This window comes from Kocuria coralli, from assembly GCF_008831305.1.
Classification (GTDB): domain Bacteria; phylum Actinomycetota; class Actinomycetes; order Actinomycetales; family Micrococcaceae; genus Kocuria; species Kocuria coralli.
The window spans coordinates 36,317-62,059 of record NZ_ML708617.1; the positions used below are offsets into that span (position 1 = coordinate 36,317).

Here is a 25,743-nt window from a genome sequence, read left to right on the forward strand (position 1 = left end):
TATGAATTGCGATGTTAAGAAGGCGTGGGCTGTGAAAGCTGGGAAGCAATCACCTTTGAGCGGCCTCAGCAGAATGTTCAGTCAGAGAGGACTGAATGAGGTATTTTTTAACATTCCGTACATATAGCTTATTGTCAATGCGCTTAGAGTCCCGCTACTGTTTCTCAAAACCAGAGATGAGTAACGTCCGGGGAACACTGCCTGGTCGCTTTGTTAGAGGGCCCTGGCCCCACCGACGATGACGGTCGCCACCGGGCGACGGCGTCGGCCGACTCGCTCCAGAAGGAGTTCTGATGTCCCTCGCGCACCAGCTCATGCGGCGAAAGCCCATCACCCCGCCGGCGGCGGCGCCCGGCGGTCTCGAACGCCGGATCGGCACGTTCCAGCTGGCGATGTTCGGCGTCGGCGCGACCGTCGGTACGGGCGTCTTCTTCGTCATGCACGAGGCCACCCCTCTGGCCGGACCCGCCGTCGTGCTCTCGTTCATCCTGGCCGGCCTGGCGGCGGGGCTCTCCGCCCTCTGCTACGCGGAGATGGCCTCCGCCGTGCCCGTCTCGGGATCCACCTACTCCTATGCGTACGCCACGCTCGGGGAGGTCGTGGCCATGGGCGTGGCCGCCTGCCTGCTGCTGGAGTACGGCGTCTCCACGTCAGCGGTCTCCGTCGGCTGGAGCGACTATCTGAGTCGGCTGCTCATGGACCTCTTCGGGTGGCAGATTCCCGCGATGATCACGGCGGGACCCTTCGAGGGCGGGATCATCAACCTCCCCGCCGTCGTCCTGGTAAGCCTCTGCGCCCTGCTGCTGATCCGCGGAACGAGCGAGTCGGCGGTCGTGAACGCGATCATGGTGCTCATCAAGCTCGGCGTGCTGATCATGTTCGGCGCGATCGCCTTCACCGCGTTCAACGCTGACAATTTCGCGGACTTCGCCCCGATGGGGGCTTCGGGCGTCACGGCCGCGGCCGGCACCATCTTCTTCACCTTCATCGGGCTGGACGCCGTATCGACAGCGGGCGACGAGGTGAAGAACCCGCAGAAGACGCTGCCGCGCGCGTTGATCGTGGCTCTGATCACCGTGGTCGCGGTCTACCTGTTCGTCGCCATCGCGGCACTCGGCACTCAGCCGTGGCAGTCATTCTCGGATCCGGACCAGAGCCACGCCGGGCTGGCGGTCATCATCGAACGGGTCGTGGGCTCCACCTGGCCCGCCGTGATCCTCGCGGCCGGCGCCGTGATCTCGATCTTCTCGGTGACGCTCGTCGTCATGTACGGCCAGACCCGCATCCTGTTCGCGATCGGACGGGACGGCCTGCTTCCCAAGGCCTTCGCCAAGGTCTCGCCGAAGACCCAGACGCCGGTCTTCAATACGATCGTCGTCGCAGCGGTGATCGCCCTGCTGGCCGGATTCGTCCCCCTGTCCAGTCTGTGGGACCTGGTCTCGATCGGCACCCTGGTCGCATTCATCGTCGTCGCCGTCGGCGTCATCGTGCTCCGGGTCAAGCACCCGGACCTGCCGCGCGGGTTCAAGGTTCCGCTCTACCCCGTGCTGCCGCTGCTGTCGATCGCCACCTGCGTCTACATCCTCTCGGGACTGCAGTGGACCACGTACGTGTGGTTCCTGGCCTGGCTCTGCGTCGTGCTCGCGTTCTACTTCTTCTGGGGCCGCAAGCACAGCAAGCTGAACACACCTGCCGAGGAGAGGCCGAAGGAGGCCGAGCTGTGACGGTTCTGGCCGGATACGCACCGGGGCATCGTCTGTCGGGGGTCCTGGAACTCGCGTCGGCCGTCGCCACGGCCCTCGACGAGAACCTCCTGGTCGCCACGGTCACGCCTCCCCGTTGGAACGTGCCGTCACTGGCCCGGGTGGACGCCGAGTTCGCCCAATGGGCCGAGCAGCAGGGCGACGAGACCCTCGCGGAGGCCCGGTCCGCCCTCGAGCGCCTCGCCCCCGAGCTGCCGGTCTCCTATCGCCGGGTCGATCACCGTTCCGCATCCTCCGCGCTCCTGTCGATCGCCGAGGAGACCTCGGCGTCGGTCGTCGTCGTGGGTTCCTGCGAGGACGGCCGGCGCGGATGGGTCGAGCTGGGATCGACCAGCGATTCGCTCGTCCACTCCGCCCGGCTCCCCGTGGCGATCGCACCGCGCGGTTACGAGGGGCCGGGGCCGGGCCAGGGGTTCTCCAGCATCACCTGTGCCGTGACGGAGCACGACGCCGAGGCGGACGCCGCGATCATCGCGATGGCCGCCTACCTGGCCGGCCGTGCGGGGGTGCCGCTGAGGCTCGTGACCTTCGCCGTGCGGCTCGGCACGATGTATCCGTCTTACGTGGGCTACGGCGTCGAGGACGAGCTCGCCGATGCGGCGCGCGAACACGCCGAGACCCTGTTCGCCAGATGGCGCGGGGCCGGCGTGATCGCCGACGACGTGGAGACCGTCGTCGGGCTCGGTCACGGCTGGCGCGCGGCCATGGATTCCATCGCCTGGGACGACGCCGGCCTTCTGATCCTCGGGTCGAAACCCCACGGAACGCTGTCCCAGGTGTTCCTCGGCTCGAGCGCGACGAAGATCGTGCGGCATTCCCCGATCCCCGTGCTGGTGCTGCCCGCCGGCTGAGTCACTGGGCGTTGGCGGAGCTGAGCAGGATGCTCGTCTCACTGTCGCGGATGCCCGTGATCCCGCGGATCACGCCGAGGGCGTTGTCGAAGGCGGCGAGGTTCTCGCAGCTGATCTCCGCGATCAGGTCCCACCGGCCGTTCGTCGTGTGCAACGCGGCGATCTCGGGCACGCCCCGCAGGGCGCGGATCACCTCACCGGTATTGCGCCCTTCGACGGCGACCAGCATGATCGCCCGGACCGCGGAGACGTCGGCCGGGTCGCGGACGCGGACCGAGAACCCGACGATGACGCCGCTGTCGATGAGCCGGTCCAGGCGCGCGTTGACGGTCGCGCGAGTGACTCCCAGCCTCTTGGCCAGGTTGACGACCGACTCCCGTCCGTTGGCGCGCAGGAGGGAGATCAGCTGGCGGTCCAGGTCATCAATGCTCATAGTGACCAGATTGTATATTTATGAAGAGCATAAAAGCTAGGTTCAGATAAAAATGCTCTGTCTTGCTTATTGAATCTGAACTCGGGCGGTCCGTACCGTGGGGTTCTCAGTCACCGAGCACTCATTGAGGAGGAGTCGCCATGGTCCGGTTCGTCGATGTTCCACGGATGCGTCACTGGGTCGAGGAGAGGGGCGTCGAGACGGTCATACGCGGTATCGCCGAGAGGATCGAGAGCGACTTCCGCCGCTGGCCCGAATTCGACACCCAGGCCCGCGTGGCCAGTCATTCGCCCGGGGGAGTCGTCGAGCTCATGCCCGTCAGCGACTCCCGCCGGTACTCCTTCAAGTTCGTCAACGGGCACCCCGGCAACCCCGCCGCCGGCCTGCAGACCGTCACCGCCTTCGGCGTCCTCGCCGACGTCGCCAGCGGCTATCCGGTGCTGTGGAGCGAGATGACCATCCTGACGGCGCTGCGGACCGCCGCGACGTCGGCGCTCATCGCCCGCACCCTGGCCCGGCCCGACTCTCAGGTCATGGCCCTCATCGGAACGGGCAGCCAGGCCGAGTTCCAGGCGCTGGCCTTCCGCGCGCTGCTCGGGATCGACAGCGTGCGCATCTGGGACACCGATCCCCGCGCGATGGACACGTTCGAGCGCAACATGCGGCCGCTGGGGTTCTCCGTCCACCGCGCGTCGGACGGGGCCGAGGCCTGCGACGGCGCCGACATCGTCACCACCTGCACCGCGGACAAGGCCTATGCCACCGTGCTGACCGACGACATGGTCCGGCCGGGGATGCACGTCAACGCGATCGGCGGCGACTGCCCGGGCAAGACCGAGCTGGAGGCGGCCATCCTGCACCGGGCGGACGTGTTCGTCGAATACCCCGAGCAGACGCGTATCGAAGGCGAGATCCAGCAGCTGCCCGAGGACTTCCCCGTGACCGAGCTGTGGCGGGTCCTGCGAGGCGAGGAGCCGGGCAGGACCTCGGCGGAGCAGATCACGGTCTTCGACTCCGTGGGATTCGCCATCGAGGACTACTCGGCCCTGTGCTACCTCGACAGCGACCTGGGCGAAGGGGAGGCGGCCGACGTCGATCTGATCGCCGAACCGGCCGACCCCAAGGACCTCTTCGCACTCGTCGCCGCGGGAGCGAACTCGACGGTTCGACTGGGGTGACCCGGGTGTCGGTTCAGGCGCCGAACGCGGTGGTGCTGGTCCGGCCGCACCGCTTCCACCCCAATCCGCAGACCGCGGCGGACAACGCCTTCCAGCGGACGGCGCCGAGCAGCGTGGCGGTGGCCGCGTACCAGGCCTCGACGGAACTCGCCCGGCGCCTGTCCGAGGCTGGGGTCCTGGTGCACCTGTTCGAGGACGACACGGGGGCCCACCCGGACAGCGTCTTCCCGAACAACTGGTTCAGCACGCACCACGGCGGGCGGATCGCCGTCTACCCGATGTTCGCCGCCAACCGCCGCGGCGAGCGCCGTGCGGACGTGATCGACTTCCTCAAGCACTCCTACAGGGTGCAGGAGGTCGTGGACTACTCGGGATTCGAGCCGGAGCGGCTCTACCTCGAGGGCACCGGGGCCATGGTCCTCGACCACAGCGCCCGGGTGGCCTATGCCGCCCGGTCGCTGCGGTCCGACCCGCTCCTGCTCGAACGCTTCTGCACGACGTTCGGGTATGAGTCCGAGCTCTTCGACGCCCTCGACTCCGAGGGCCGGCCGATCTACCACACCAACGTCATGATGTGCATCGCGACCGACTTCGCGCTCGTGTGCCTGGAGTCGATCGTCGATCCCGTCCGCCGCGCGGACATCACCCATCGCCTCGAGGCGAGCGGGCGGACGGTGCTGCCCCTGACGCTCACGCAGGTCCGGGAGTTCGCGGGCAACGCGATCGAGCTGCGAGGCCGCGGACCGCGGCGCCTGCTGGCGATCTCCGCCCGGGCCGCCGCGAGCCTGAGCCCCTCGCAGCTGGCCGTGATCGAGTCCTCGTGCGATCTGCTGACCGTCGACATCGCCCCGATCGAGCTCGCCGGCGGCTCGGTGCGCTGTATGATCGCCGGCATCCACCTCGATCCGCGGTCCGTGCCGACCACCAACCCCGCACCCGCCCTGAATACAGCCGACGACGTAGCTGTCGTCCCTTCCTGAAGAAAGACGAGGCAGATCATGACGTCCGCTCAGAATCCCGCCCCCTCGTTCGGTGTCCACTCGGAGGTCGGCCAGCTGCGCCGGGTGCTGGTGTGCGAGCCGAGCCTGGCGCACCACCGGCTGACGCCGAGCAACAGCCACGAACTCTTGTTCGACGACGTCCTCTGGGTCGCTCGCGCCCGGGAGGACCACCGGGCGTTCGTCGCCCACCTGATGGCCGAGGGTGTCGAGGTGTGCGAACTGCACGATGTGCTCGCGGCGACCCTGGCCGAGCCCGGAGCGCGGGATTGGGTGCTCGACCGCAAGGTCACCCCCGACGACGTCGGGCTGCTGCTCGTCGACGAGGTGCGGGGCTTCCTCGAGGGGCTCGACGACCGGACGCTCGCCGAGCATCTCATCGGTGGCCTGGCCGTGCACGATCTGCCCGAGTCGGCCTGGACCCTCTCGCTCGATCGGGCGACGCCGGCGGGGGCGCCCACCTCGTACGTGATGCCGCCCCTGCCCAACATGCTCTACACCCGGGACACGACGACCTGGGTGGGCGAGGCGCTCACTCTCAACCCGCTGTACTGGCCCGCGCGGCGCAACGAGACGCTGCTCATGAAGGCGGTCTACGAGTTCCATCCGCAGTTCATGCAGGCGAGCCGGAACATCGTCTGGGGGGACCCCGAGCGCGACTGGGGCCCGGCGACGGTCGAGGGCGGCGACGTCCTGGTGCTCGGCGGCGGCGTGGTCGTCATCGGCATGAGCGAGCGGACCTCCCAGCAGGCGATCACGCAGGTGGCCGCGCGGCTGTTCGACACCGGACAGGCCGAGCGGGTGATCGTGGCCGGCATGCCGCGGATGAGGGCCGCCATGCACCTCGACACGATCCTCACCTTCGCAGACCGGGACGTGGTCACCGTCTACCGCTCGATCGTCGACGACATCCGGCCGTTCACGCTGCGGCCGGGCCTGCAGAACGGGCTGCACGTGACCGCCGAGTCGGAGCCGCTGCTGGATGTCATCGCCAGGGCGATCGGCACCGACCAGCTGCGCGTGGTCGACACGGGAGGCGACGCCTACTCCACGGAGCGCCAGCAGTGGGACAGCGCCAACAACGTCGTCGCGCTGCGGCCGGGAGAGGTCTTCGCCTACGACCGCAACACGGTGACCAACGACCTGCTCACCCAGGCTGGGATCACGGTGCATACGATCGCGGGAGCCGAACTCGGCCGCGGCCGGGGCGGCGGGCACTGCATGACGGGGCCGCTGCTGCGCGACCCGGTGAGCTGACGGAGCCGCACTCCCTCCGCCGTGCGGCCATGCCGCTGACCGCCTCATGACAGAGGGGGGTCTCAGCGCTCCGGGCCGGACCCGGGGGCTTCCGCCCCGGTGCGGCCCAGCGCGGAGATCGCCCGCAGCGAGGAGACCGCCCAGAGCACATCGCGCCTGGAACCGCCGAAGTCCAGCAGGATCGTTCGCGGAGCGGGTGCGCTGGAGACCTCGTACCGGTATTCCGGCCCATCGTTCAGCTGCCGGATCGTGACGAACGAGCCGTAGCTGCGCATGCCCGGAAGCTTGCGCAGGACCAGAACGCCGTCACCGGGGTCTATGCTCTCAACGGCATATTCGAGGGAGGTCGCGTCCAGGATCTGCGCCGCCGCCGGCAGCTCCTGCGCGGACAGGCCCGCGATGGTCCCGGACCAGGTGGAGCGGGCCGCACTGCTGCGCACCTCACGGGCGATAGGCCGATCCGTCGGTGCTGTCCGGGGAGAGCGCGAGCCGATCCAGCGCACCGCGGCCAGCACCAGGCCGGCGAGGACGACCGCCGCGCTGACCCGCCCCAGGATCTCGGGGACCGGTATCCATTCCCAGATCACCGCGATCAGCACCAGCATCGTCAGGATCATGGCGAGCCAGGGGGAGTAACGGTGACCGCGGACAGCCGGTGGGTCCGCGGCATGCCGGTCTTCTGGACGTTCCGATCCTGCTGGTCTTCGCGGCGATCGGTCATGGTGACAGCACCCCTGTTCGCGAGTCCGTTCCTTTCACGCTTTCACACGGTCGTTCCACGGTATCGACCACCGGATGCCATGGCGAGCCGTGTGACGCGACTTTCCCGTCCGCCGTCGTCGTGGGGCCCCTCGGACCGGACCGCCGCGGGTAGCCTGTGGGGGACCCGGAACGCGGGTCTCCCCCTGACTCATCCCTGATGGACCACCGCAGGAGGCCCGTTTGCCCTCGTCCGTTCGCTCGCCCCAGTCCGACGGCGCGTTCACCGACCGCTGGCTGGTGCCGTATGCCCCGGGCACCGGGCCCCGATGGGCGCAGGCCCTGGCGTATCTGACCCTGGCCGCGGTGCTGGTGTGGTCGGTCAAGCTGGTCTTCGAGGGCTCCCTGGACCTCATGGTCTACGACATGGGGGCGCAGTGGGTGGCCAACCCCAATATCCGCCAGGAGCCGCTCTACGACCTGGACTTCCCGGTGCCGTGGAGCGACGACACCCTCCCCTTCACCTATCCGCCCTTCGCGGCGCTGCTCTTCGGGCTGCTCACCTGGATCCCGTTCGACGTCATGCGCTACCTGGTGCTGGTGGGCGACCTGGCGGTGGCCGTCCCCCTGGCCGGTGCCCTGATCGCCTACGCGACGCGCAAGGGCCGGTCGATCCCGCTGACCGGATACCTCGGCAGCCGCGCCATGTTCGCCCTGGTCCTGGCCGTGATCCTGTTCAGCGGCCCCTGGATCCGGACGATCTCCCTGGGGCAGGTCAATATCCTGCTCTTCGGCCTGATCTTCCTGGATCTGGTGCGGCGCACGGACGGGACCGGCAGCGGTCTGGAGAGGGCGACGGCGTTCATCCCCCGCGGGGTGCTGATCGGCATCGCGGCGGGCATCAAGCTGACCCCGCTGGCCTTCGGCCTGATCTTCCTGATGCAGAAGAACTTCCGCGCCATCGTCTCCATGGGCGTGACCTTCGCGATCACCGTGGCGCTGGGGTTCATGGTCCTTTACAACGACTCCGTGCAGTTCTGGACCGATTCCGTCTCCTCCTCGGACCGTGTGGGAACCCTCTACGACCAGGACAACACCGCGATCACCGGCATCCTGATCAAGAACGGGGTGCCGGAGCATCTGCTGGACCCCCTCCACTACGCGATGGCGGGGGGCATGATCCTGCTGGTCGCGGTGGCGCTCGTCCAGCTGACCCGCCGGGGCATGCTCCTGTCGGCGATCTCCATGAACGCCCTGGTCATGCTCTTCATGTCACCCATCTCGTGGTCCCACCACCACGTGTACTACCCCGTCATCGCGCTGGCGCTCTGGCTCGAGGCCTTCCCCCGGCTGTTCCGCGGAGCCGTCCGCTGGGCGGCGGGTGCGATGGCGTGGATCTGGCTGATCGGGGCGTACATCGGGCCCATGCGGGGCCTGTGGCTCACGAATCCCTTCGGGCTGGGGACGGAGGCCTCCGCAGCGTTCTGGGTCTTTCCCTACCTGGTGCTGTTCCTACTCCTGCTGCTGTGGGCCGTCGTCGCCATTGTGGAGGGGCGACGACGAGCCGTTGAGGCCGCCTGAGCCGCTCCGCCTTCCGGTTTCGACACGGATAAATGCATTCCACGGCGCGTTCCATGCACTTATCCGTGTTCAAACGCCCCCAGCCCTTTTTCTCAGGCTCCTCAGCGCGAGGAACGCCCACACGAGTGCGACGGTCCTTCCAGGTGACGAGTGGGCGGAGAACTCGCCTATCAGCGCGGATGGGCGATGGGATCGACCGGTCGCGGCGGTTGAGCTACCGCAGTGACCGCTCGGCTGGATCGCTCGGCAGAAAGAGTGCCGGGACCGGCAGCAGGGCCTGCCGAGACCGGAGCGAAACAGGTGAAACGAAGGGCCGGACCCGCGCAGCGCGGGTCCGGCCCTTCGCACCCGCGCTGTCAAGCAGTACGGGTAAGCCTCATGGCGAGGTCACTCGGCGTCCAGGTCCTTCTCGACCAGGGCGGCGATCTTCTCGACGGCGTCGGCGTTGTCGGAGCTGACCTCGACCTCGGTGCCCTTCTCGGCGCCCAGGGCCATGATCAGCAGGGAGGAGGAAGCGTCAGCGGGCTCCTCGTCGGGATCGTTGACCAGGCCGATCAGGATCTCGTCGTCGAACTCACCAGCTGCTTCCGCGATGATCGCTGCGGGGCGAGCGTGCAGACCGACGGCGGAGCCGACGACAACCTTCTTGCTGGGCATACTTCCTCCTGTGGATTGATGCGGACGGAGCAGAACCGTCAGTGCGGCTGAGACTACCGCCAGGGGCTGAGTGGCCTCCGTAACAGTCTGTCAGCCTCAGCGTACAAGATCACCTTTGTGGCCGGATCGTCTCACCGCGCGGTGATGGCACGGGAGGGCCCCGGCGATCCGGGTGGATCACCGGGGCCCTCCGTGGTGAGAGCGGCTATCCGCTCGTTCTCCGCGGAGCCCGACCTCAGGCGTTGGCGGTCGCAGCGGTGGGTGCGTCAGCGCCCTCCGCCTCGGCCTTGGCCGCGGCCATGAGCGACTTCTGCCGTTGCGCCTTGAGGATGGTCACGATCGTCGCGGAGACCACGACGCCGGCGACCAGGGCGATCAGGAAGCCGAACGGGTTGGTCATGGACGGCACCACGAAGATGCCGCCGTGCGGGGCGTTCAGGCCCACTCCGAGCGCCATGGTCAGACCGCCCGTGATGGCGCCGCCGACCATCATCGAGGGGATCACGCGCAGCGGGTCGGCCGCTGCGAACGGGATGGCGCCCTCGGAGATGAACGATGCGCCCAGCAGCCACGCCGACCGGCCGTTCTCGCGCTCGGCCTCGGAGTAGAGGTTGCCGCGAACCGTGGTGGACAGCGCCAGCGCCAGCGGGGGCACCATGCCGCCCGCCATTACGGCGGCCATGATCATCATGGCCGCATCGGTGCCCTGGGCCAGGCCGGCGGTGGCGAAGAGGTACGCGGCCTTGTTGACCGGGCCACCCAGGTCGAAGCACATCATGAGACCGAGGATGACGCCCAGGAGCACGGCGGAGGTGCCGGTCATGGAGTTCAGGCCGTCCTGCAGGACCTCCATCAGAGCGGCCAGCGGCCTGCCGAGCAGCAGGTACATGAGCAGGCCCACGAGCAAGGTGGTGACCAGCGGAATGATCACCACGGGCATCAGGCCGGCGAGCCATCGTGGCACCTTGATCGAGGCGATCCACATGGCGATCACGCCGGCCACCAGGCCGGTGACCAGACCGCCGATGAAGCCCGCGTCCACGGCGATGGCGATCGCGCCGCCCACGAAGCCCGGGGCGATGCCGGGCCGGCCCGCCAGGGCATAGGCGATGTAGCCGGACAGCGCCGGGACCAGGAAGCTCATGGCGAAGCCGCCCACGGTGAAGAAGATCGCACCCAGGTACAGGGCCAGTCCGCCGTCCGCGGGCAGGTTGAACAGGGTGTTCTCCCCGACGACGGTGGGGCCGACCTCGGCGACGCGCTCGGCGCCGCCCAGTGCGAAGCCCAGGGCGGTCAGCAGACCACCCGCGGCCACGAACGGGATCATGTAGGAGACACCGGTCATCAGCGCCTGCTGGAGACGACGACCCCAGGACTGGCCCTCGCCCGATCCGCCGGCGGATTCACCGCTGCCGGACCCGCCGCCACCGGCGATGCGGTGTCCGTTCGGGTCGTCGGCTGCGGCCAGCGCCTTGGTGATCAGGCCGGAGGGGTCGGAGACGCCCACGTTCACGCCCGCCTCGACGCCGGGCTTGCCGCCGAAGCGCTCGCGGTCGCGAACACCCACGCCGACGGCGAAGACGACGGCGTCCGCCGCGTCGATCTGCTCCTGGGTCAGGGCGGTGCCGCCCGAGGAGCCCTGGGTCTCGACGGTCAGCTCGTGACCCATCTCCTTGGCGGCCTGCTCGAGGGCCTCGGCGGCCATGTAGGTGTGGGCGATGCCGGTGGGGCACGAGGTGACCGCGACGAGGCGGCGCGCTCCGCCGCCCTGCCCCGTAGCCTCCGCACCCGCTCCTGCAGCCCCGGCCGCCGCGGCACCCTCCCCGGCGCCGGCGGACTGGGCGGCTGCGCCATCACCGGCGGCCGGCTCCGTCTTCTTGGGGGCCAGCACCTCCTCGACGATGGCCACCACTTCTTCGGCGGTCGTGGCCTCACGGAGCGAGGCCAGGAAGGTCTTGCGGGCCATGGCGCGCGCGAGCTTGGCCAGGAGCTTGAGGTGCTCCTTGCCCTCTCCGTCGGCCGCGGCGATCAGGAAGATGAGGTCCGCCGGGCCGTCCTTGGCGCCGAAGTCCACGGGCTCGGCCAGACGGGCGAAGCCCAGCGAGGTGGTGTTGACGTGCGTGGACCGGCAGTGCGGGATGCCGATGCCGCCGGGCTGGCCGGTGGGCGCCTGGCCCTCGCGGGCCAGGGCGTCCTCGGCCAGGCCCTCGGCGGAATCAGCGCGCCCTGTCGCGGCGACGACGCCCGACAGGTGGGTGATCACATCGTTCTTGTGACCGCCCAGATTCTGGTCGAGGACGACCAGCTCCGGGACGATCAGAGGTAGCTCTGACATTGATGGGTCCTTGCTATAGGGGTAATGGATGGGTCTTGCCAGGTGTGCGGATCAGCCCAGCGGAAGCTCGGTGATCTTGGTCCGGTCGAGATCGACCTGGTCCGGGCTCGGCACGCCGGTGCCTGCCAGCGCGGTGGCGCCAGAGCCGTACGCAACGGCGTGACGCAGGCATTCGGCGGGATCCAGGTTCTGGGTCAGGGCCAGCAGCAAGCCGGCCAGGGACGAATCTCCCGCGCCCACGGTGGATACGGGAGTGATGGGGGGCGGGTTGCCCACCCAGGCGCCGTCGGCGGTGACCAGTACCGCACCGGCGGCGCCCAGCGTGGCCAGCACGGCGGTCACGCCGCGGTCCACGAGCTTGCGAGCGGCATGGGCCGCGGGGAGGAAGTCGCCGTTCTCGGCGGCAGCCTCGATGGCGGGACCGTCGACCCCGACCAGCTGCCCCAGCTCGAGGCCGTTGGGCTTGAGGATGTTCGGAGCGGCGTCCTCCAGGTGCTTGGCCAGGGCCACCAGCGGCGCATCCGAGGTGTCCACGGCGATCTGCAGACCGGCCTGCTTGAACTCGGCGACCATCCGGGCGTACCAGTCCTCAGAGGGGCCCGGGGGCAGAGAACCGCACAGGGCCACCCAGTCGCCGGGTTTCGCGGCTTCGAGCAGCGCATCGAGGCAGGCCCGCTGGGCGTCGTCGTCCAGCGGGGAACCCGGTTCGTTGATCTTGGTGGTGGTGCCGTCCGGTTCCGTGACCGTGAGGTTGGTGCGGGCGCGGACATCGCGCTCGACCAGGGTGAACGGGACGTTCGCCTCCTTGACGGCTTGGACCAGGGGGTCGCCGGCGGGTGCCGGGAAGACCGCGGAGGTCTCCGCGCCGGCCAGGACCAGGGCGCGTGAGACGTTGATCCCCTTACCGCCCGGGCCGTCGTCGACGGAGACGATCCGGTTCACTCCGCCGCGCTCCAGGGCGACGGAGAGATCTGCGGTGCGGTCGATGCTCGGGTTGGCGGTGAACGTGATGATCATGAGATGACGACCTCGATTTCGTGGGCTTCCAGTGCTTCGGCTAGGCGGCTGGGTGGCTGGGCATCGGTGATGAGTACGTCGATCTGGTCCAAGTCGGCAAAGGTGCACAGGTAGTCGGAGTCGAACTTGGAGGCGTCGGCCAGCAGGATGGAGCGCTGGGAGCGGGTGGCCATCACGCGCTTGATCGCGGCTTCCTCGACGTCGGGTGTCGTCAGACCGTACTTCGCGGACAGCCCGTTCGTGCCCAGAAAAGCCACATCCGCGGCAATGTTTCCCAGCATGTTCAGGGCGGTGGCGCCCACCACGGTCTCGGTGACCTCACGGATCACGCCGCCGAGCAGGTGGACGGAGAGGTTCCGGGCGGTGGAGAGCTCCAAGCCGGTGCGCACCGAGTTGGTGATCACCGTCAGGGGGCCGGCAATGGGCTCCTGCTCGGACTTGAGGATGATCTCGGAGGCCAGGGCGCCGGTGGTGGTGCCCCCGTCGAGGATGATGCTGCCGTGCACGTCGGGCAGATAGGCCAGCGCCGCACGCGCGATGGCCGCCTTGGCCTCCCCGCGCGTGGTCCGGCGCTCGCGGGCAGAGGACTCGCTGGTGCCGAAGGAGGACCGCGGGATGGCACCGCCGTGCACGCGGTCCACCAGTCCCGAGCGCACCAGGACGTCGAGGTCGCGGCGGATGGTCTCAGGGGCGACGTCGAACTGGGCCGCGAGGTCGGCGACGGACACGCGCCCCCGCGCGGAGGCCAGCCGGACGATGGCGTGACGGCGTTCCTCCGCATACATCGGAGGGGTTGCTGCCTGGCTCTCCCCGGTGGGTGGTCCGGCGCCGGGAGAGGTGACATCAGCGTCGGACGTGACCTCTGTTACGCCCATATGTGAATGATCGTGCCCGAATTTGTTGCTTGTCAACCTATGTTGTCGCTGGTTCCATAGGGCACGTATTCTGATGGCTCCGCCACCCCAACGTGCGCCGGAGATCTCGATGGCGAGGAGCACTCCAAATGTCTGTTGATGCCCGTTTCAACCCGGCTAATCCTTCCGGTGGGCCCGCTGATTCCAAGAAGGAAGTCCTGCAGGGAATCGGTGTTGTTGCTGGAATCGCGGCTAGTCATGCCCTGTGGGCGAGACCGCGACCGCAGCTGCCCACCGACGGTCCGGAAGTCCCGGAGGCCGAGCGTGACGAGCACAAGGAGCGCTTCGACACCGCTGCCGCCACCGTGGCCGGGCGCCTCCGGGGCCGTTCGGAACGGGCCATCGGCCACGCCGCCGAGGTGCTCGAGGCGACCGCCGCGCTGGTGACCGACAGGGGCTGGCGGCGTGCTGTCGCCAAGCAGATCGACTCGGGCGCCACGGCCGTCGTCGCCACGGTCAGGGCCACGGAGGCATTTGTTGCCAAATTCGAGAAGGTCGGCGGGCTCATGGCTGAGCGCACCACCGACCTCAAGGACATCCGCGACCGCGTGGTCGCCGAGCTGCGCGGCGAGCCCGAGCCGGGCGTTCCCTCGCCCGACGAGCCCGTGATCCTCCTGGCCGAGGACCTGGCGCCGGCGGACACCGCGGGGCTCGATCCCGATTTCGTGCGCGGCATCGCCACCCAGCTGGGCGGCAAGACCAGCCACACCGCGATCATCGCCCGCCAGTTCGGCATCCCCTGCGTCGTCGGCGTGGGCTGGGCGCTGTCGGACGTCCAGGACGGCTCGCTGATCCTGATCGACGGCGAAGCCGGCGAGATCGAGACCGCGCCGGACCCCCTCAAGGCCGAGGCGCGGGCCAAGGAGTCCGCGGAGATGCAGGCCAAGATCCGTTCCTGGACCGGGCCGGCCGTCACCGCCGACGGCACCGCCGTGCAGCTTCTGGCCAACGTCCAGGACGGGGCGGGCGCGCGCGCCGCCGCGGCTACCGGCCTGCCCGAGGGCGTGGGCCTGTTCCGCACCGAGCTCTGCTTCCTCTCGGCTCAGTCCGAGCCCTCGGTCGAGACCCAGGCCGGGATCTACCGCGAGGTCTTCGAGGCCTTCCCGCAGCAGAAGGTCGTGGTCCGGACCCTGGACGCCGGCTCCGACAAGCCCCTGGCCTTCGCGACCATGCCGGACGAGCCCAACCCGTCGCTCGGCGTGCGCGGCGTCCGTATCGCCTTCGACGAGCCGGGTGTCCTGGAGCGCCAGCTCGACGCGGTCGCCGAGGCCGCGAGCGGCACCGGTGCCGAGCCCTGGGTGATGGCGCCCATGATCGCCACGGTGGACGAGGCCGAGTGGTACGGCAAGCTGTGCCGGGACCGCGGCCTGATCCCCGGCGTGATGATCGAGGTCCCCTCGGCGGCACTGCTGGGCGATGAGCTGCTCAAGCACGTCGAGTTCTTCTCGATCGGCACCAACGACCTCACCCAGTACGCCATGGCGGCTGACCGCATGGCCTCGCAGCTCTCCGAGCTCACCGACCCGTGGCAGCCCGCCGTGCTCAAGCTGATCAAGATGGCGGCGGATGCCGGTCAGCGTGCGGACAAGCCCGTGGGCGTCTGCGGCGAGGCAGCTGCCGACCCGCTGCTGGCCTGCGTGCTGGTGGGCCTGGGGGTCACCTCCCTTTCGGCCGCCGCGCCCGCGCTGGCGGCCGTCGGCGTGCAGCTGGGGCAGACCACGGACGAGCAGATCGAGCGCGCGGCCCAGGCCGCCGTGTCCGCTCCCACCGCGCAGGCCGCACAGGACGCGGCCTTCGACATCATCAAGGGCGGCAAGTAGGCCATCGCCGCGGTCTCACCGTGACACGGTCCACCCAGCGGCGGCGGGTGCAGCGCATCCGCACGGACGAGCAAGGGTGTCTGCGCGAGGACTTCCGCGCGGACACCCTGGCCGGTGAGGAGCCGCTGGAGATCCGCCTCGACGGCGAGTCGTTCACGGTGACCATGCGCACGCCCGGCCACGATTTCGCGATGGTGGCCGGGTTCCTGGTCTCCGAGGGCGTGGTCGGCTCCCGGTCCGAGATCCTGCGCATGGACTACCGCTCGGGGATCAACTCCGACGGGCTGCGCGACTACAACGTGGTCGACGTGCTCCTGGAACCTCGGGCCGCTGCTCGGGCGGATCCCGGGCGCAGGGCGGTCTACACCTCGTCCTCCTGCGGGGTCTGCGGCACCGCGTCCATGGAGTCCGTGATCAAGGTGTCCCCGTACGAGCCCCTCACCGACCCGCTCGTCGTGGAGCTCGCGACCGTGCTCGGTCTCCCCGAGGCCCTGCGCGCCGGGCAGCGGCTGTTCTCGGCGACCGGCGGGGTGCATGCGGCGGCGCTGTTCCGGATCCACGACGGCGGTCCGCCCGGTGACGACCGCAGCCCCGAGCTGCTGTGCCTCCGAGAGGACGTGGGGCGGCACAACGCCGTGGACAAGGTCGTCGGGTGGGCGCTGGAGCAGGATCTCCTGCCTCTCACCGGAACGGTGCTGCAGGTCTCGGCACGGGCCTCGTTCGAGCTGGTGCAGAAAGCCGTGATGGCGGGAATCCCCGTCCTGTCGGCGGTCTCCGCGCCCTCGGCCCTCGCGGTGGACGTGGCGGACCGGACCGGGCTCACCCTGGTGGGCTTCAACCGGGGGACCGGGGCCAACGTCTACTCCGGCGGCCAGCGGATCCGCGTCGGGCCCGCGGCGGGCCCGACGGGACAGTTGCCCGGCTGACAGCGGTCCGCCCGCCAGGCCGACCACGCCAGGCCGACCACGCCGGGACCTATCGCCGGAGATGCATCCGCCGGGGCCATCCAGATCAAACCAGGACCACTCAGATTAAGGTGTGCGCATGCTGCCATTCCTGCTCGTCTCCACGCGGCCCGAGGACGTCGTCGCGGACGAGGAGTACGAGACCATGTACCGCTTCAGCGGGCTCCGCCCCCGGGACCTGCACCGTATCCGGCTGGAACAGAGCGAGGAGGCCTCCAGCGAGCTGGCCTCGGTGGACCTGGCCGGCTACTCAGGGGTGATGGTCGGGGGGTCGCCGTTCAACACCTCCATGCCCCAGGAAGAGAAGACGCCCACGCAGGTGCGCGTCGAACTGTCCCTCGGGAAGATGCTGGACCGGGTCATGGCCGACCGGATCCCGTTCCTGGGGGCGTGCTACGGGGTGGGCACCCTGGGCATCCACCAGGGCGGCGTCGTCGACGACACGTACGGCGAGGAGGTGGGCGCCGTCGAGGTCGCCGTGACCGAGGAGGGCGCCCGGGACCCGCTGCTGGCCGATCTGCCCGGCTCGTTCCACGCCTATGTGGGGCACAAGGAGGCCATGCGCAGGCTCCCGCCCGATGCCGTCCTGCTGGCATCGGGGCAGCAGTGCCCGATCCAGATGTTCCGCGTCGGCACGCACGCCTACGCCACCCAGTTCCACCCCGAGCTGGACGAGACCGCCCTGCTGAGCCGCATCGAGGCCTACAAGTACCACGGCTACTTCCTCCCCGAGGACGCCGAGGCGGTCAAGCAGCGCGTCAAGGACGGACCGGCCGTGGAGATGCCCTCGCGGATCCTGAGCGCCTTCGTCAGCACCTTCGCCCGCTGATCCTTCCTTTGGGTGATCCGCGGGGTCCATGACTTGGATACGGTGAGGGCATGACGATTCAGACCGGGCCGATGCGCCCTGCGACCCCCGCCACCCCCTGGGGAAACACACCCGGTCCCGTGCCGCCTCCGCCCCCCGAGCTCGACCCGGAGACGGGTCTGCCCGCGGGTGCGCACCATCGGAACCTCGCCTACCACCGGCTGGCGCTGTCCGATCCCAGGCACCGCCGGTGGTCGCCGCTGGCGGAGGGCGGGGTCCTGGCCGCCGGGATCATCCTGGTCTCGATCGTCTTCTTCATCGTTTTCTTCATCGTCGCGATGATCGTGGGCGCCGACTCCTTCATGGCGGAGATGAACACCGCGGACGTCGAGTCCCTGGACATAACGAATCCATGGATCTTCTTCTTCATGTTCGGCTCGATCGCCATCTGGCTTCCGGTCGTCTTCCTGACCCGCTGGCTCTTCCGGCCCAGGCCCCTGGGGCTGATCTGGTCGGTGACCGGCAGGATCCGCTGGAAGTGGCTCCTGCTGACCATGGGGCTGGCCACTGCGGTCTTCGTGGCGATCTACGGCGGCGTCACCCTGGTCGAAGTCCTCTTCGCCTCGCCAGCCGACGCCGGCCAGGTGAACCTGGCCGAGCGGCACCCGTGGTGGTGGCTGACCCTGGCGATGATGCTGGTCGTCGTGCCGCTGCAGTGCACGGCGGAGGAGCTGGTCTTCCGCGGCTACATGGCCCAGGCGCTGGGCCGCTGGCTGAAGAACCCCGCATGGGTCATCCTGCTGCCGGCTCCGCTGTTCATGCTGGGCCACCTCTACGACGTCTGGGGGCAGCTCTCGGTCCTGTGGATGGCCATCGTGACCGGCTTCCTGACCTGGAAGACCGGCGGGCTTGAGGCGGCCATCAGCCTGCACGTGGTCAACAACCTGATCGTGACCATCACGAGCCTGCTCTGGCCGGTCGAGGTCGACGAGGGGGTCTCCTCCTCCGTCGGCCTGCTCGGTTTCGGCGTGATCTTCGTGATCGAGCTCGTCTACGCGGTGATCGTGCTGCTGCTCGTCAAGCGCGCCGGCATCGCCGTGAGCCGCCGCGCCGTGGTGTGGCCCAAGAAGGACCAGGACCGCTGGTACGACCGGGTCCGCGCCTCCTACGGCCCCGCCGGATATCAGCAGCCCGCCCGGCCCGCCCCGCCGATGCGGCATCCCGGCGCCGCTCCCCGCCGTGAGCCGGTCCTGGTCCCGGTCACGATCCCGGCATCCATGGCGTATGTGGATGCCTCCCGGGTCAACGACGACGGCAGCCTCCGCCTGGTCCCGGCCGACGGTCTCATCGCCTACGCAGCGCCCGAGCAGCAGCAGATCCCTGGAACCGACCCGCCGGTCTACGCCCACCCCGTGGTGTGGATGGCGAAAGAACAGCACGAGCACGAGGGGGCCCACCAGTGAGCGCAGAACGCCCGAACGCCGTGGCGCAGATGCCGGCGGACGCGGTCGAGCACGCCGAGGACCTGGGCCGGTTCGTGATGGACTCGCCCAGCTCCTACCACGCCGTGGAGGCGGCCGCGCAACGGCTGGAGGCGGCGGGATTCGACCGGATCTCCGAATCGCAGCCCTGGCGGACCGCCCAGGAGGACGGGCCGGGAGCCAGACGCCGGTACGTCATCCGCGACGGGGCCCTGATCGCCTGGGTGGTTCCGGAGGCGGGCGCCGACGTCACCGGCTTCCGCATCCTGGGCGCCCACACGGATTCGCCGTCGTTCAAGCTCAAGCCGCGTCCCAGCACGGGCTCGAACACGTGGTGGCAGGCCGGCGTCGAGGTCTACGGCGGCCCCCTGCTGAACTCCTGGCTGGACCGCGAACTACGGCTGGCCGGGCGCCTCACCGTGCGCAGCGGCGACGGCGTGGCCACCCGCCTGGTGGCGACCCCTCCGGTCGCGAGGATCCCGCAGCTGGCCATCCACCTGGACCGCGGGGCGAACAAGGGCCTGACCCTGGACCCGCAGCAGCACGTCCAGCCCGTCTGGGGCTGCGGGGCCGGACCGGGCGACCTCCTGGAGTACCTGGGGACCCAGGTGGAGGGCGCCCCGGTGGGACCGTCGGAGATCCTGGGGTGGGACGTGGTGCTGGCCGACGGCCAGCAGCCCCGGCGTTTCGGCGCCCACGGGGAGTTCCTGGCCTCCGGCCGCCTGGACAACCTGAGCTCCGTCCACGCCGGGATCGTGGCGATGCTCGACCGCAGGGAGGAGCTGGAAGCAGCGCAGACCGTCTCCGTGCTGGCGGCCTTCGACCACGAGGAGGTGGGTTCCCGCACCCGGTCCGGGGCGGCCGGCCCCTTCCTCAAGGACGTCCTGACCCGCATCGGTGCCGGCCTCGGCTGGTCGGAGGACCGGCGGCGGGCGGCCTGGGCGTCGTCGTGCCTGTCCTCGGACGCCGGTCACCTGGTGCACCCGAACTACCAGGGTCACCACGATCCCGCCAACCGCCCGGTTCCCGGCAACGGGCCGCTCCTGAAGATCAACGCGGATCAGCACTACACCACCGATGCCGAGGGCGCCGCCCAGTGGTACCTGGCCTGCGAGGCCGCCGGGGTGCCGACGCAGGAGTTCGTGTCCAACAACGGCGTTCCGTGCGGGTCCACGATCGGTCCCATCACAGCGACCAGGCTGGGGATCCGCACGCTCGACGTCGGCGTGGGCCTGCTGTCCATGCACTCGGCGCGGGAGATGGCGCACGTGCGCGATCTGCGGGCCTTGAAGCTGGCCGTCGGCCAGTGGTGGCTGGGCTGAGCGGAACGGTCAATCAGCGTCATCACGCGGGAGAAGCCGTATCGCCGGTGCTACTGTGTGCACCATGCTGACTGTCATCGGGGAAGCCCTTATCGATGTCGTTTCGCGGCCGGACCGGGAGCCCGTACGGCACCCTGGTGGCAGCCCGATGAACGTGGCGCTGGGACTGGCCCGTCTGGGTCATCCCGTGCGTTTCCTGGGTGCCTGGGGCGATGACGACGACGGCCGCCTGATCGCCCAGCATCTCGGCGCCGAAGGCATCGAGCTCCCCCTGCCGACCCACGACGGCTCGACCTCCGTGGCCAAGGCGGTCATCGCCGATGACGGCTCGGCCGACTACTACTTCGACATGACCTGGGAGCTGCCCGTCGCGCAGTCCGAGCTCGAGGGCATCGTGGCCGATTCCACCGCGTTGCACGTCGGGTCGATCGCCACGGTCCTGGAACCCGGGGCCGCCAACGTGGTGGAGGCCGTCAAGGCTGCGGCCGGCAAGGTGCTGGTCTCCTACGACCCCAACTGCCGCCCCCAGATCACCACGGACGTCGACGAGGTGCGGGCCCGGGCCGAGCTGCTGGTGGCCAGTGCGGACCTCGTCAAGGCCTCCGACGAGGACCTCCAGTGGCTCTACCCCGGCTCGACCCTCCAGGAGTCGGCCCGCGCCTGGCACCGTCTGGGCGCGAAGATGGTGGTGGTGACCCGCGGGCACCTGGGGCCGTGGGCGATCAACGAGGCCACCGGGCCCGAAGGCATCGAGGTCCCGGCCCGGCCGACGGACGTGGTCGACACGGTCGGCGCCGGAGACACGTTCATGGCCGCGCTCATCAGCGACCTCACGGACCGCGGTATCGGTGGTCCGGGCGCCGGGGAGCGGCTGGCGGTGATGACCGAGGAAGACCTCACGGCGGTGCTGCGCCGCGCAGCCGATGCTGCCGCGATCACGGTCTCCCGTGCCGGGGCGGATCTGCCCCGGCGGGACGAACTCGATGCACTGGCGGAGATCTCCGGCTAGGCTCGACGGCCCGGCCGGAATCGGCCGCGACTGGCACAGCAAGATCGAGGAGGAACCATGCTCGACCGTGCTCTCATCACCGGTGCGCCCGAGGGGCGAGCAGACTGAGTCCGCTTCCGGCTGCCGATCTCCAGGCGATGGTCCGCGACGTCCGCCTGGTGGCGAGCGACCTGGACGGCACGCTCATCGGCCACGACTTCCGCTTCCGCCCCCGCACCCTCGAGGCCCTGGCCGCTCTCGAGGATTCGGGGGTTCCGGTCGTCTTCGTGACCGGGCGTCCGTCCCGCTGGCTGCATCCGCTGCGCGAGCAGATCGCCCCCGCCGTGGCCGCCGTGGGCACGGTGATCTGCTCCAACGGCGCCATGGTCTACGACCTCGCGACGGACGAGGTGGTCTCCGCCAGCACGTTCGAGGGCCACATCGCGCTCTCGGTGGTCGAACGCCTGCGGGAACGGGTACCCGGCGTCTACTTCAGCGCCGAGACCCTCCGGGGCGTGGTCGCCGAGCCGGGCTGGATCCCCACGGATCGGACCGGCATGCAGGACGTGGAGGTCGGCGTCATCGAGTCCGTGCTCACCCCGGACGACGCGGTGGTCAAGTTCCTGGCCAAGCACGACGGGCGCAAGCCGCACGCCTTCATCCGTGAAGTCACGCGCCTGGCCGCGGAACAGGTCACGGTGACCCATTCCGTGCCCGCCGTCTGCCTCGCGGAGATGTCCCGGCTGGGGCTGAGCAAGGCGCACACCCTCAAGGCGGTCTGCGGCGAGCTCGGGGTGGACCGCTCCCAGGTCATGGCATTCGGCGACATGCCCAATGACCTGGAGATGCTCACCTGGGCGCGTTACGGGTTCGCGATGGCCTCCGGCTCTCCTGCGGTCGTGGATGCAGTCGAGCGCACCGCGCCGGCGTTCGAGGAGGACGGCGTGGCGCAAGTGGTCGAGGCGTTCCTGGCGGCCAGACCGGGCCCCGGCCTGGCCCGATGAACCCCGGGGACATGCCGCCCAGGACGTCCCGATGAGGTGACGGCGGTCGCCCCGCCTAGGATCGGTTCATGACCGAACGCTCCGACGACATCTCCCCCAAGGTGCTCGCCCACCGCGGATTCTCCCTGGACGGCGCCGAGAACACGCTTCCGGCGTTCAAGGCTGCTCGCGAGCTCGGGTGCACGTGGATTGAGACCGATGTGCACACCACCCGCGACGGCGTGGTCGTCGCCTTCCACGACCCCACCCTGGAGCGGGTCACCCAGGGCGCGGGCCAGATCAACGACGTCACCTACGAGGAGCTGACCCATCTGGCGGTGGCCGGGTCGAGCCGGATCCCCACCCTCCGCGAGGTCCTGGAGGAGCTGCCCGACGTCTACGTCAACATCGACGTCAAGGACGAGGCCTCCGTGCGCACGCTGCCCCGGCTGCTCGCCGAGACAGGTGCTGCGGGACGGGTCCGGATCGCCTCGTTCTCGGAGTCGCGGCGGGTGCAGGCACTGGCGGCCATGCGGGAACTGGGCCTCGAGCCGATGAGCTCCTCGGCCGGGGCGCTGGGGACCACCGTCGCCGTGCTGGTCTTCAGGCTGCTGCCCGCGGCATGGCCGGTGGCCTGGCGGCTCCTGCGCAACCGGGTGCCGGAGTTCGACACGATCCAGATGCCGCTCTACCTGAAATGGACCCTGCCCGCGGTGACACGGCTGCCGCTCGTCGGCGGGCGCCTGGGGCAGGTGGTGATTCCCTCCAGGCGCGCCATCCGAGCGGCCCACCGGTACGGATTCGAGGCCCATGTCTGGACGGTCGATCACCCGGAGGAGATGCGCATGCTGCTGGACCGCGAGGTCGACGCGCTGATCACCGACCGGGCCGACATCGCGCTCGCCGTGGTGGCTGGGACCTGGCCGGAGGCTCCCGGCCTCTAGGCTGGAGCTATGACGCAGAGCACAGTGCCGGCAGATCCCGAACAGTACGTCCGCGCGGAGGTCCGCCACCGCACCGGGGTGATCACCCTGGACCGGCCCAAGGCGCTCAACGCCCTGACGGCGAAGATGTACCGCGATCTCCTGGAATGCCTGTGGGTGTGGTCGGACGACGACTCCGTCGACCAGGTGCTCATCCACGCCAGCGCGTCGCGCGCCTTCTGCGCGGGCGGGGACATCCGCCAGGTCCGGCAGGCCGTGCTGGACGGTGAGATCGAGCGCGGTATGGGGGCGTTCACCGACGAGTACACGCTGAACAACCTGATCGCCGGTTATCCCAAGCCGTACATCGCGTTGATGGAGGGCTACACCATGGGCGGTGGCATGGGGCTGTCGGTGCACGGCAGCCACCGGATCGTCACCGAGAACACCGTGATGGCCATGCCGGAGTGCGTCATCGGGTTCTTCCCGGACATCGGCGCCTCCTGGTTCCTGCCGCGGATGAGCCTGCTGGGCCGGGGTCCCTCGCTCGCCGTGGCGCGCTGGATGGGCCTGGGCGGGCAGCGGATCTCCGGCGCAGACGCCGTGGCGGTGGGCCTGGCGGACGTGCTGGTGCCCTCCGAGCGGCTGGACCGGTTCCGTGAGCTGGCGATCTCCGACGGCGTCGAGGCCGCCATCTCCGAGTTCGCCGCCACCGCGGCGGACGGGCTGCCGGACACTTCGCTGGCGGAGGCCTGGGACCAGATCGAGCAGGTCTACGGCGCCGACTCCCTGCCCGAGGTGCTCGCAGCCGCGGGAGAGGAGCTGGCGGGTGCCTCGCCGTCGTCGCTCGTGCGGACCTGGGAGCTCCTGGACGCCGGCGCCGCGGCCTCCTCCGTCACGGAATGCCTCGAACGCGAGCTGGCGTTCGCGCGGGCCACCATCTCCGCCCCCGATTTCAGCGAAGGCGTGCGGTGCGCCCTGATCGACAAGGAGGACTCCCCGCAGTGGAGCCCCGCCACGGTGGAGGAGGTGGACGTGGCGGCGATCAAGGCGGTGCTGGGCGCCTCCGAGCCGCTGCGCGAGCGCCCCTGAGTGCTCCAAAGGCGCCGAGATGCGAGCCGGCCCGCCCATCAGCGCTGATGGGCGGGCCAACTCGCATCTCGGCCGAAGGCGGGGCGCTGTCAGCCCATCGGGCCGGAGTGCTCCTTCGGAACCGGGGTGTAGTCCGGGTCGATCGGGTCCGTCCCGCCCGTGGTCCCGCGCCACAGGGCGATCCCGCGCATGCCGTGGAAGACGATCAGCGTGGCCGCGGTGCCCAGCGCGATGCCCGCGAACTGGATGCCGAAGGCGTCCCACGTGTAGTCGGCGATGCCGATGATCATGGCGATCGCCGCTGTGCTCAGGTTGATCGGGTTGGAGAAGTCCACCCGGTTCTGCACCCAGATCCGCACGCCGAGCATGCCGATCATGCCGTAGAGGACGGTCGCGGCCCCGCCCAGCACGCCCGCCGGGACGGAGGCGACGGCGGCGCCGAACACGGGCATGAAGGACAGCAGCAGGGCGACGACGGCGGCCACCCAGTAGGCGGCGGTGGAATAGACCTTGGTGGCGGCCATGACCCCGATGTTCTCCGCGTAGGTGGTGGTGCCCGAGCCGCCGCCGGATCCCGCCAGGATGGTGGCCAGGCCGTCGGACATGATGGCCCGGCCCATCAGGGGGTCCAGGTTCTCACCGGTCATCAGCGACACGGATTTCACGTGCCCGATGTTCTCGGCCACCAGCACCAGGATGACGGGGACGAACAGCCCGATCAGCGCGAGGTGGAACTCCGGTGCGTGGAAGGTCGGAAGCCCCACGAGGCCCTCGGACTCCCAGGCCGCCCGGATCGGGGCGAAATCGACCTCGCCGCGGGCCACGGCGGTGAGATAGCCGATCACGACGCCCACCAGGATGGACAGCCGCCCGAGGATCCCGCGGAAGAGCACGGAGACCAGGATGATCGACACCAGGGTGACCAGCGCGGTCACCGGAGCCAGCATGAAGTTGTCCTTGGCGGCGGGCGCCAGGTTGAAGCCGATGAGCGCCACGATGGTGCCCGTGACCAGCGGCGGCATGAGCGCCTGCAGCCATCCCGTGCCCATGAACTGCACCAGGAGACCGATCAGGAACAGGGCGGCACCGGCCATGACCACGCCGCCCAGCGCGCCGCCGGGGCCGTACTGGCCCATGGCGGCGGAGATCGGGGCGATGAACGCGAACGATGATCCGAGATAGGACGGCACGCGCCCGGCGGTGATGACCAGGAAGAGGATCGTGCCGATGCCCGAGAAGAACAGCGTGGTGGACGGCGGGAACCCCGTGATCAGCGGCACCAGGAACGTGGCGCCGAACATCGCGACCACGTGCTGGGCGCCGATGCCGATGGTCCGCGGCCAGGTGAGGCGCTCGCCCGGGCGGACCACGTTTCCCGGGGCCACGGTGCGCCCGTCGCCGTGGAGCGTCCAGCCCAGCCCGAGACGGGAGGCGGTCGTGGCCGGGCGGTCCGGCGTCGTTGAGTTCTCCGGTGGCCGGGATGCTGAGGAACCCGTGGAATCGGACATGGGGCAGCTCCTGTGCGAGAGGGACGAGACCCGGCGCGACACCGGCGGGCCGCAGCTAGCGTAGTCCTCCCCGGTTTCGGGCCGTTAAAACTGTCTCAGCGAAAACTCACTAGACGTACTACGTGATACGTAGTACGTTGAAGGCAGTACTTCGGCGATACGAGAGGAGA

The 25,743-nt window shown here is 69.6% G+C and carries 22 protein-coding genes; 15 read left to right on the forward strand and 7 right to left on the reverse strand.

Features of this window, described 5'->3' with window-relative positions:
- Positions 1-293 precede the first annotated feature (293 nt).
- Together FCK90_RS08120 and FCK90_RS08125 are read left to right on the forward strand one after the other, a co-directional pair.
- On the forward strand, positions 294-1,724 hold the full coding sequence (locus FCK90_RS08120; protein ID WP_158033807.1) for an amino acid permease: 1,431 nt from the start codon (positions 294-296) through the stop codon (positions 1,722-1,724).
- The gene (locus FCK90_RS08125; RefSeq protein ID WP_181954244.1) at positions 1,721-2,614 is read left to right on the forward strand and encodes a universal stress protein; all 894 of its coding nucleotides are present in this window, start codon (positions 1,721-1,723) and stop codon (positions 2,612-2,614) included. Before FCK90_RS08120 ends, FCK90_RS08125 begins: the two co-directional genes overlap by 4 nt.
- 1 nt (position 2,615) lies before the next feature.
- Here FCK90_RS08125 and FCK90_RS08130 read toward each other — a convergent pair whose 3' ends face one another.
- Positions 2,616-3,047, reverse strand: coding sequence for an Lrp/AsnC family transcriptional regulator (locus FCK90_RS08130; RefSeq protein ID WP_158033809.1), 432 nt, complete (start codon positions 3,045-3,047; stop codon positions 2,616-2,618).
- Positions 3,048-3,187: 140 nt separating this feature from the next.
- On the opposite strand from FCK90_RS08130, the gene FCK90_RS08135 reads away from it, so the two are divergent.
- Genes FCK90_RS08135 through FCK90_RS08145 form a run of 3 tightly spaced genes read left to right on the forward strand, consistent with a single transcriptional unit; the run spans position 3,188 to position 6,480 of the window.
- Positions 3,188-4,225 carry an ornithine cyclodeaminase gene (locus FCK90_RS08135; RefSeq protein WP_158033810.1) on the forward strand — a complete coding sequence of 346 codons (1,038 nt, stop codon included), beginning with the start codon at positions 3,188-3,190 and terminating at the stop codon, positions 4,223-4,225.
- A 5-nt stretch (positions 4,226-4,230) separates the two neighbouring features.
- Complete coding sequence (gene ctlX / locus FCK90_RS08140; protein WP_158033811.1) at positions 4,231-5,205, forward strand: citrulline utilization hydrolase CtlX; 975 nt, start codon at positions 4,231-4,233, stop codon at positions 5,203-5,205.
- Positions 5,206-5,223: 18 nt separating this feature from the next.
- Positions 5,224-6,480 carry an arginine deiminase gene (locus tag FCK90_RS08145; protein WP_158033812.1) on the forward strand — a complete coding sequence of 419 codons (1,257 nt, stop codon included), beginning with the start codon at positions 5,224-5,226 and terminating at the stop codon, positions 6,478-6,480.
- 62 nt (positions 6,481-6,542) lie between these two features.
- Here the strand turns inward: FCK90_RS08145 and FCK90_RS08150 are convergent, their stop codons facing one another.
- Entirely contained in the window at positions 6,543-7,085 is a 543-nt protein-coding gene (locus tag FCK90_RS08150) for a hypothetical protein (RefSeq protein ID WP_158033813.1), read from the reverse strand.
- Positions 7,086-7,422: 337 nt separating this feature from the next.
- On the opposite strand from FCK90_RS08150, the gene FCK90_RS08155 reads away from it, so the two are divergent.
- Positions 7,423-8,760: a glycosyltransferase 87 family protein gene (locus FCK90_RS08155; protein WP_158033814.1), complete on the forward strand. Its 1,338-nt coding sequence runs from the start codon at positions 7,423-7,425 to the stop codon at positions 8,758-8,760.
- A 387-nt stretch (positions 8,761-9,147) separates the two neighbouring features.
- On the opposite strand, the gene FCK90_RS08160 is transcribed toward FCK90_RS08155, so the two are convergent.
- From FCK90_RS08160 to FCK90_RS08175, 4 genes are all read right to left on the reverse strand, one after another.
- Entirely contained in the window at positions 9,148-9,417 is a 270-nt protein-coding gene (locus tag FCK90_RS08160; protein WP_158033815.1) for an HPr family phosphocarrier protein, read from the reverse strand.
- Positions 9,418-9,652: 235 nt separating this feature from the next.
- Entirely contained in the window at positions 9,653-11,752 is a 2,100-nt protein-coding gene (locus FCK90_RS08165; protein WP_158033816.1) for a PTS fructose transporter subunit IIABC, read from the reverse strand.
- A gap of 51 nt (positions 11,753-11,803) precedes the next feature.
- The gene (locus FCK90_RS08170) at positions 11,804-12,769 is read right to left on the reverse strand and encodes a 1-phosphofructokinase family hexose kinase (protein ID WP_158033817.1); all 966 of its coding nucleotides are present in this window, start codon (positions 12,767-12,769) and stop codon (positions 11,804-11,806) included.
- A complete protein-coding gene (locus tag FCK90_RS08175) occupies positions 12,766-13,644 on the reverse strand; it encodes a DeoR/GlpR family DNA-binding transcription regulator (protein WP_220433308.1) in 879 nt (292 codons plus the stop codon). The genes FCK90_RS08170 and FCK90_RS08175 overlap by 4 nt, the downstream gene beginning before the upstream one ends.
- 128 nt (positions 13,645-13,772) lie before the next feature.
- On the opposite strand from FCK90_RS08175, the gene ptsP reads away from it, so the two are divergent.
- The 9 genes from ptsP to FCK90_RS08220 all read left to right on the forward strand — a co-directional run bounded on the left by ptsP (position 13,773) and on the right by FCK90_RS08220 (position 24,065).
- Complete coding sequence (gene ptsP / locus FCK90_RS08180; protein WP_158033818.1) at positions 13,773-15,503, forward strand: phosphoenolpyruvate--protein phosphotransferase; 1,731 nt, start codon at positions 13,773-13,775, stop codon at positions 15,501-15,503.
- Positions 15,504-15,523: 20 nt separating this feature from the next.
- A complete protein-coding gene (gene fdhD, locus FCK90_RS08185; protein WP_158033819.1) occupies positions 15,524-16,429 on the forward strand; it encodes a formate dehydrogenase accessory sulfurtransferase FdhD in 906 nt (301 codons plus the stop codon).
- A 118-nt stretch (positions 16,430-16,547) separates the two neighbouring features.
- Positions 16,548-17,297 carry a glutamine amidotransferase gene (locus tag FCK90_RS08190; protein ID WP_158033820.1) on the forward strand — a complete coding sequence of 250 codons (750 nt, stop codon included), beginning with the start codon at positions 16,548-16,550 and terminating at the stop codon, positions 17,295-17,297.
- A 50-nt stretch (positions 17,298-17,347) separates the two neighbouring features.
- Positions 17,348-18,739, forward strand: coding sequence for a CPBP family intramembrane glutamic endopeptidase (locus FCK90_RS08195; RefSeq protein WP_158033821.1), 1,392 nt, complete (start codon positions 17,348-17,350; stop codon positions 18,737-18,739).
- Positions 18,740-18,768: 29 nt separating this feature from the next.
- Positions 18,769-20,079: a M18 family aminopeptidase gene (locus FCK90_RS08200; RefSeq protein ID WP_158033912.1), complete on the forward strand. Its 1,311-nt coding sequence runs from the start codon at positions 18,769-18,771 to the stop codon at positions 20,077-20,079.
- 64 nt (positions 20,080-20,143) lie between these two features.
- Positions 20,144-21,088 carry a carbohydrate kinase family protein gene (locus tag FCK90_RS08205; protein ID WP_158033822.1) on the forward strand — a complete coding sequence of 315 codons (945 nt, stop codon included), beginning with the start codon at positions 20,144-20,146 and terminating at the stop codon, positions 21,086-21,088.
- Positions 21,089-21,225: 137 nt separating this feature from the next.
- Positions 21,226-22,071, forward strand: coding sequence for an HAD family hydrolase (locus FCK90_RS08210; RefSeq protein ID WP_158033823.1), 846 nt, complete (start codon positions 21,226-21,228; stop codon positions 22,069-22,071).
- 68 nt (positions 22,072-22,139) lie between these two features.
- A complete protein-coding gene (locus FCK90_RS08215) occupies positions 22,140-22,994 on the forward strand; it encodes a glycerophosphodiester phosphodiesterase family protein (protein ID WP_158033824.1) in 855 nt (284 codons plus the stop codon).
- A gap of 9 nt (positions 22,995-23,003) precedes the next feature.
- Complete coding sequence (locus tag FCK90_RS08220; protein WP_158033825.1) at positions 23,004-24,065, forward strand: enoyl-CoA hydratase/isomerase family protein; 1,062 nt, start codon at positions 23,004-23,006, stop codon at positions 24,063-24,065.
- A gap of 89 nt (positions 24,066-24,154) precedes the next feature.
- Here the strand turns inward: FCK90_RS08220 and FCK90_RS08225 are convergent, their stop codons facing one another.
- The gene (locus FCK90_RS08225) at positions 24,155-25,573 is read right to left on the reverse strand and encodes a uracil-xanthine permease family protein (RefSeq protein ID WP_158033826.1); all 1,419 of its coding nucleotides are present in this window, start codon (positions 25,571-25,573) and stop codon (positions 24,155-24,157) included.
- Positions 25,574-25,743: the final 170 nt, after the last annotated feature.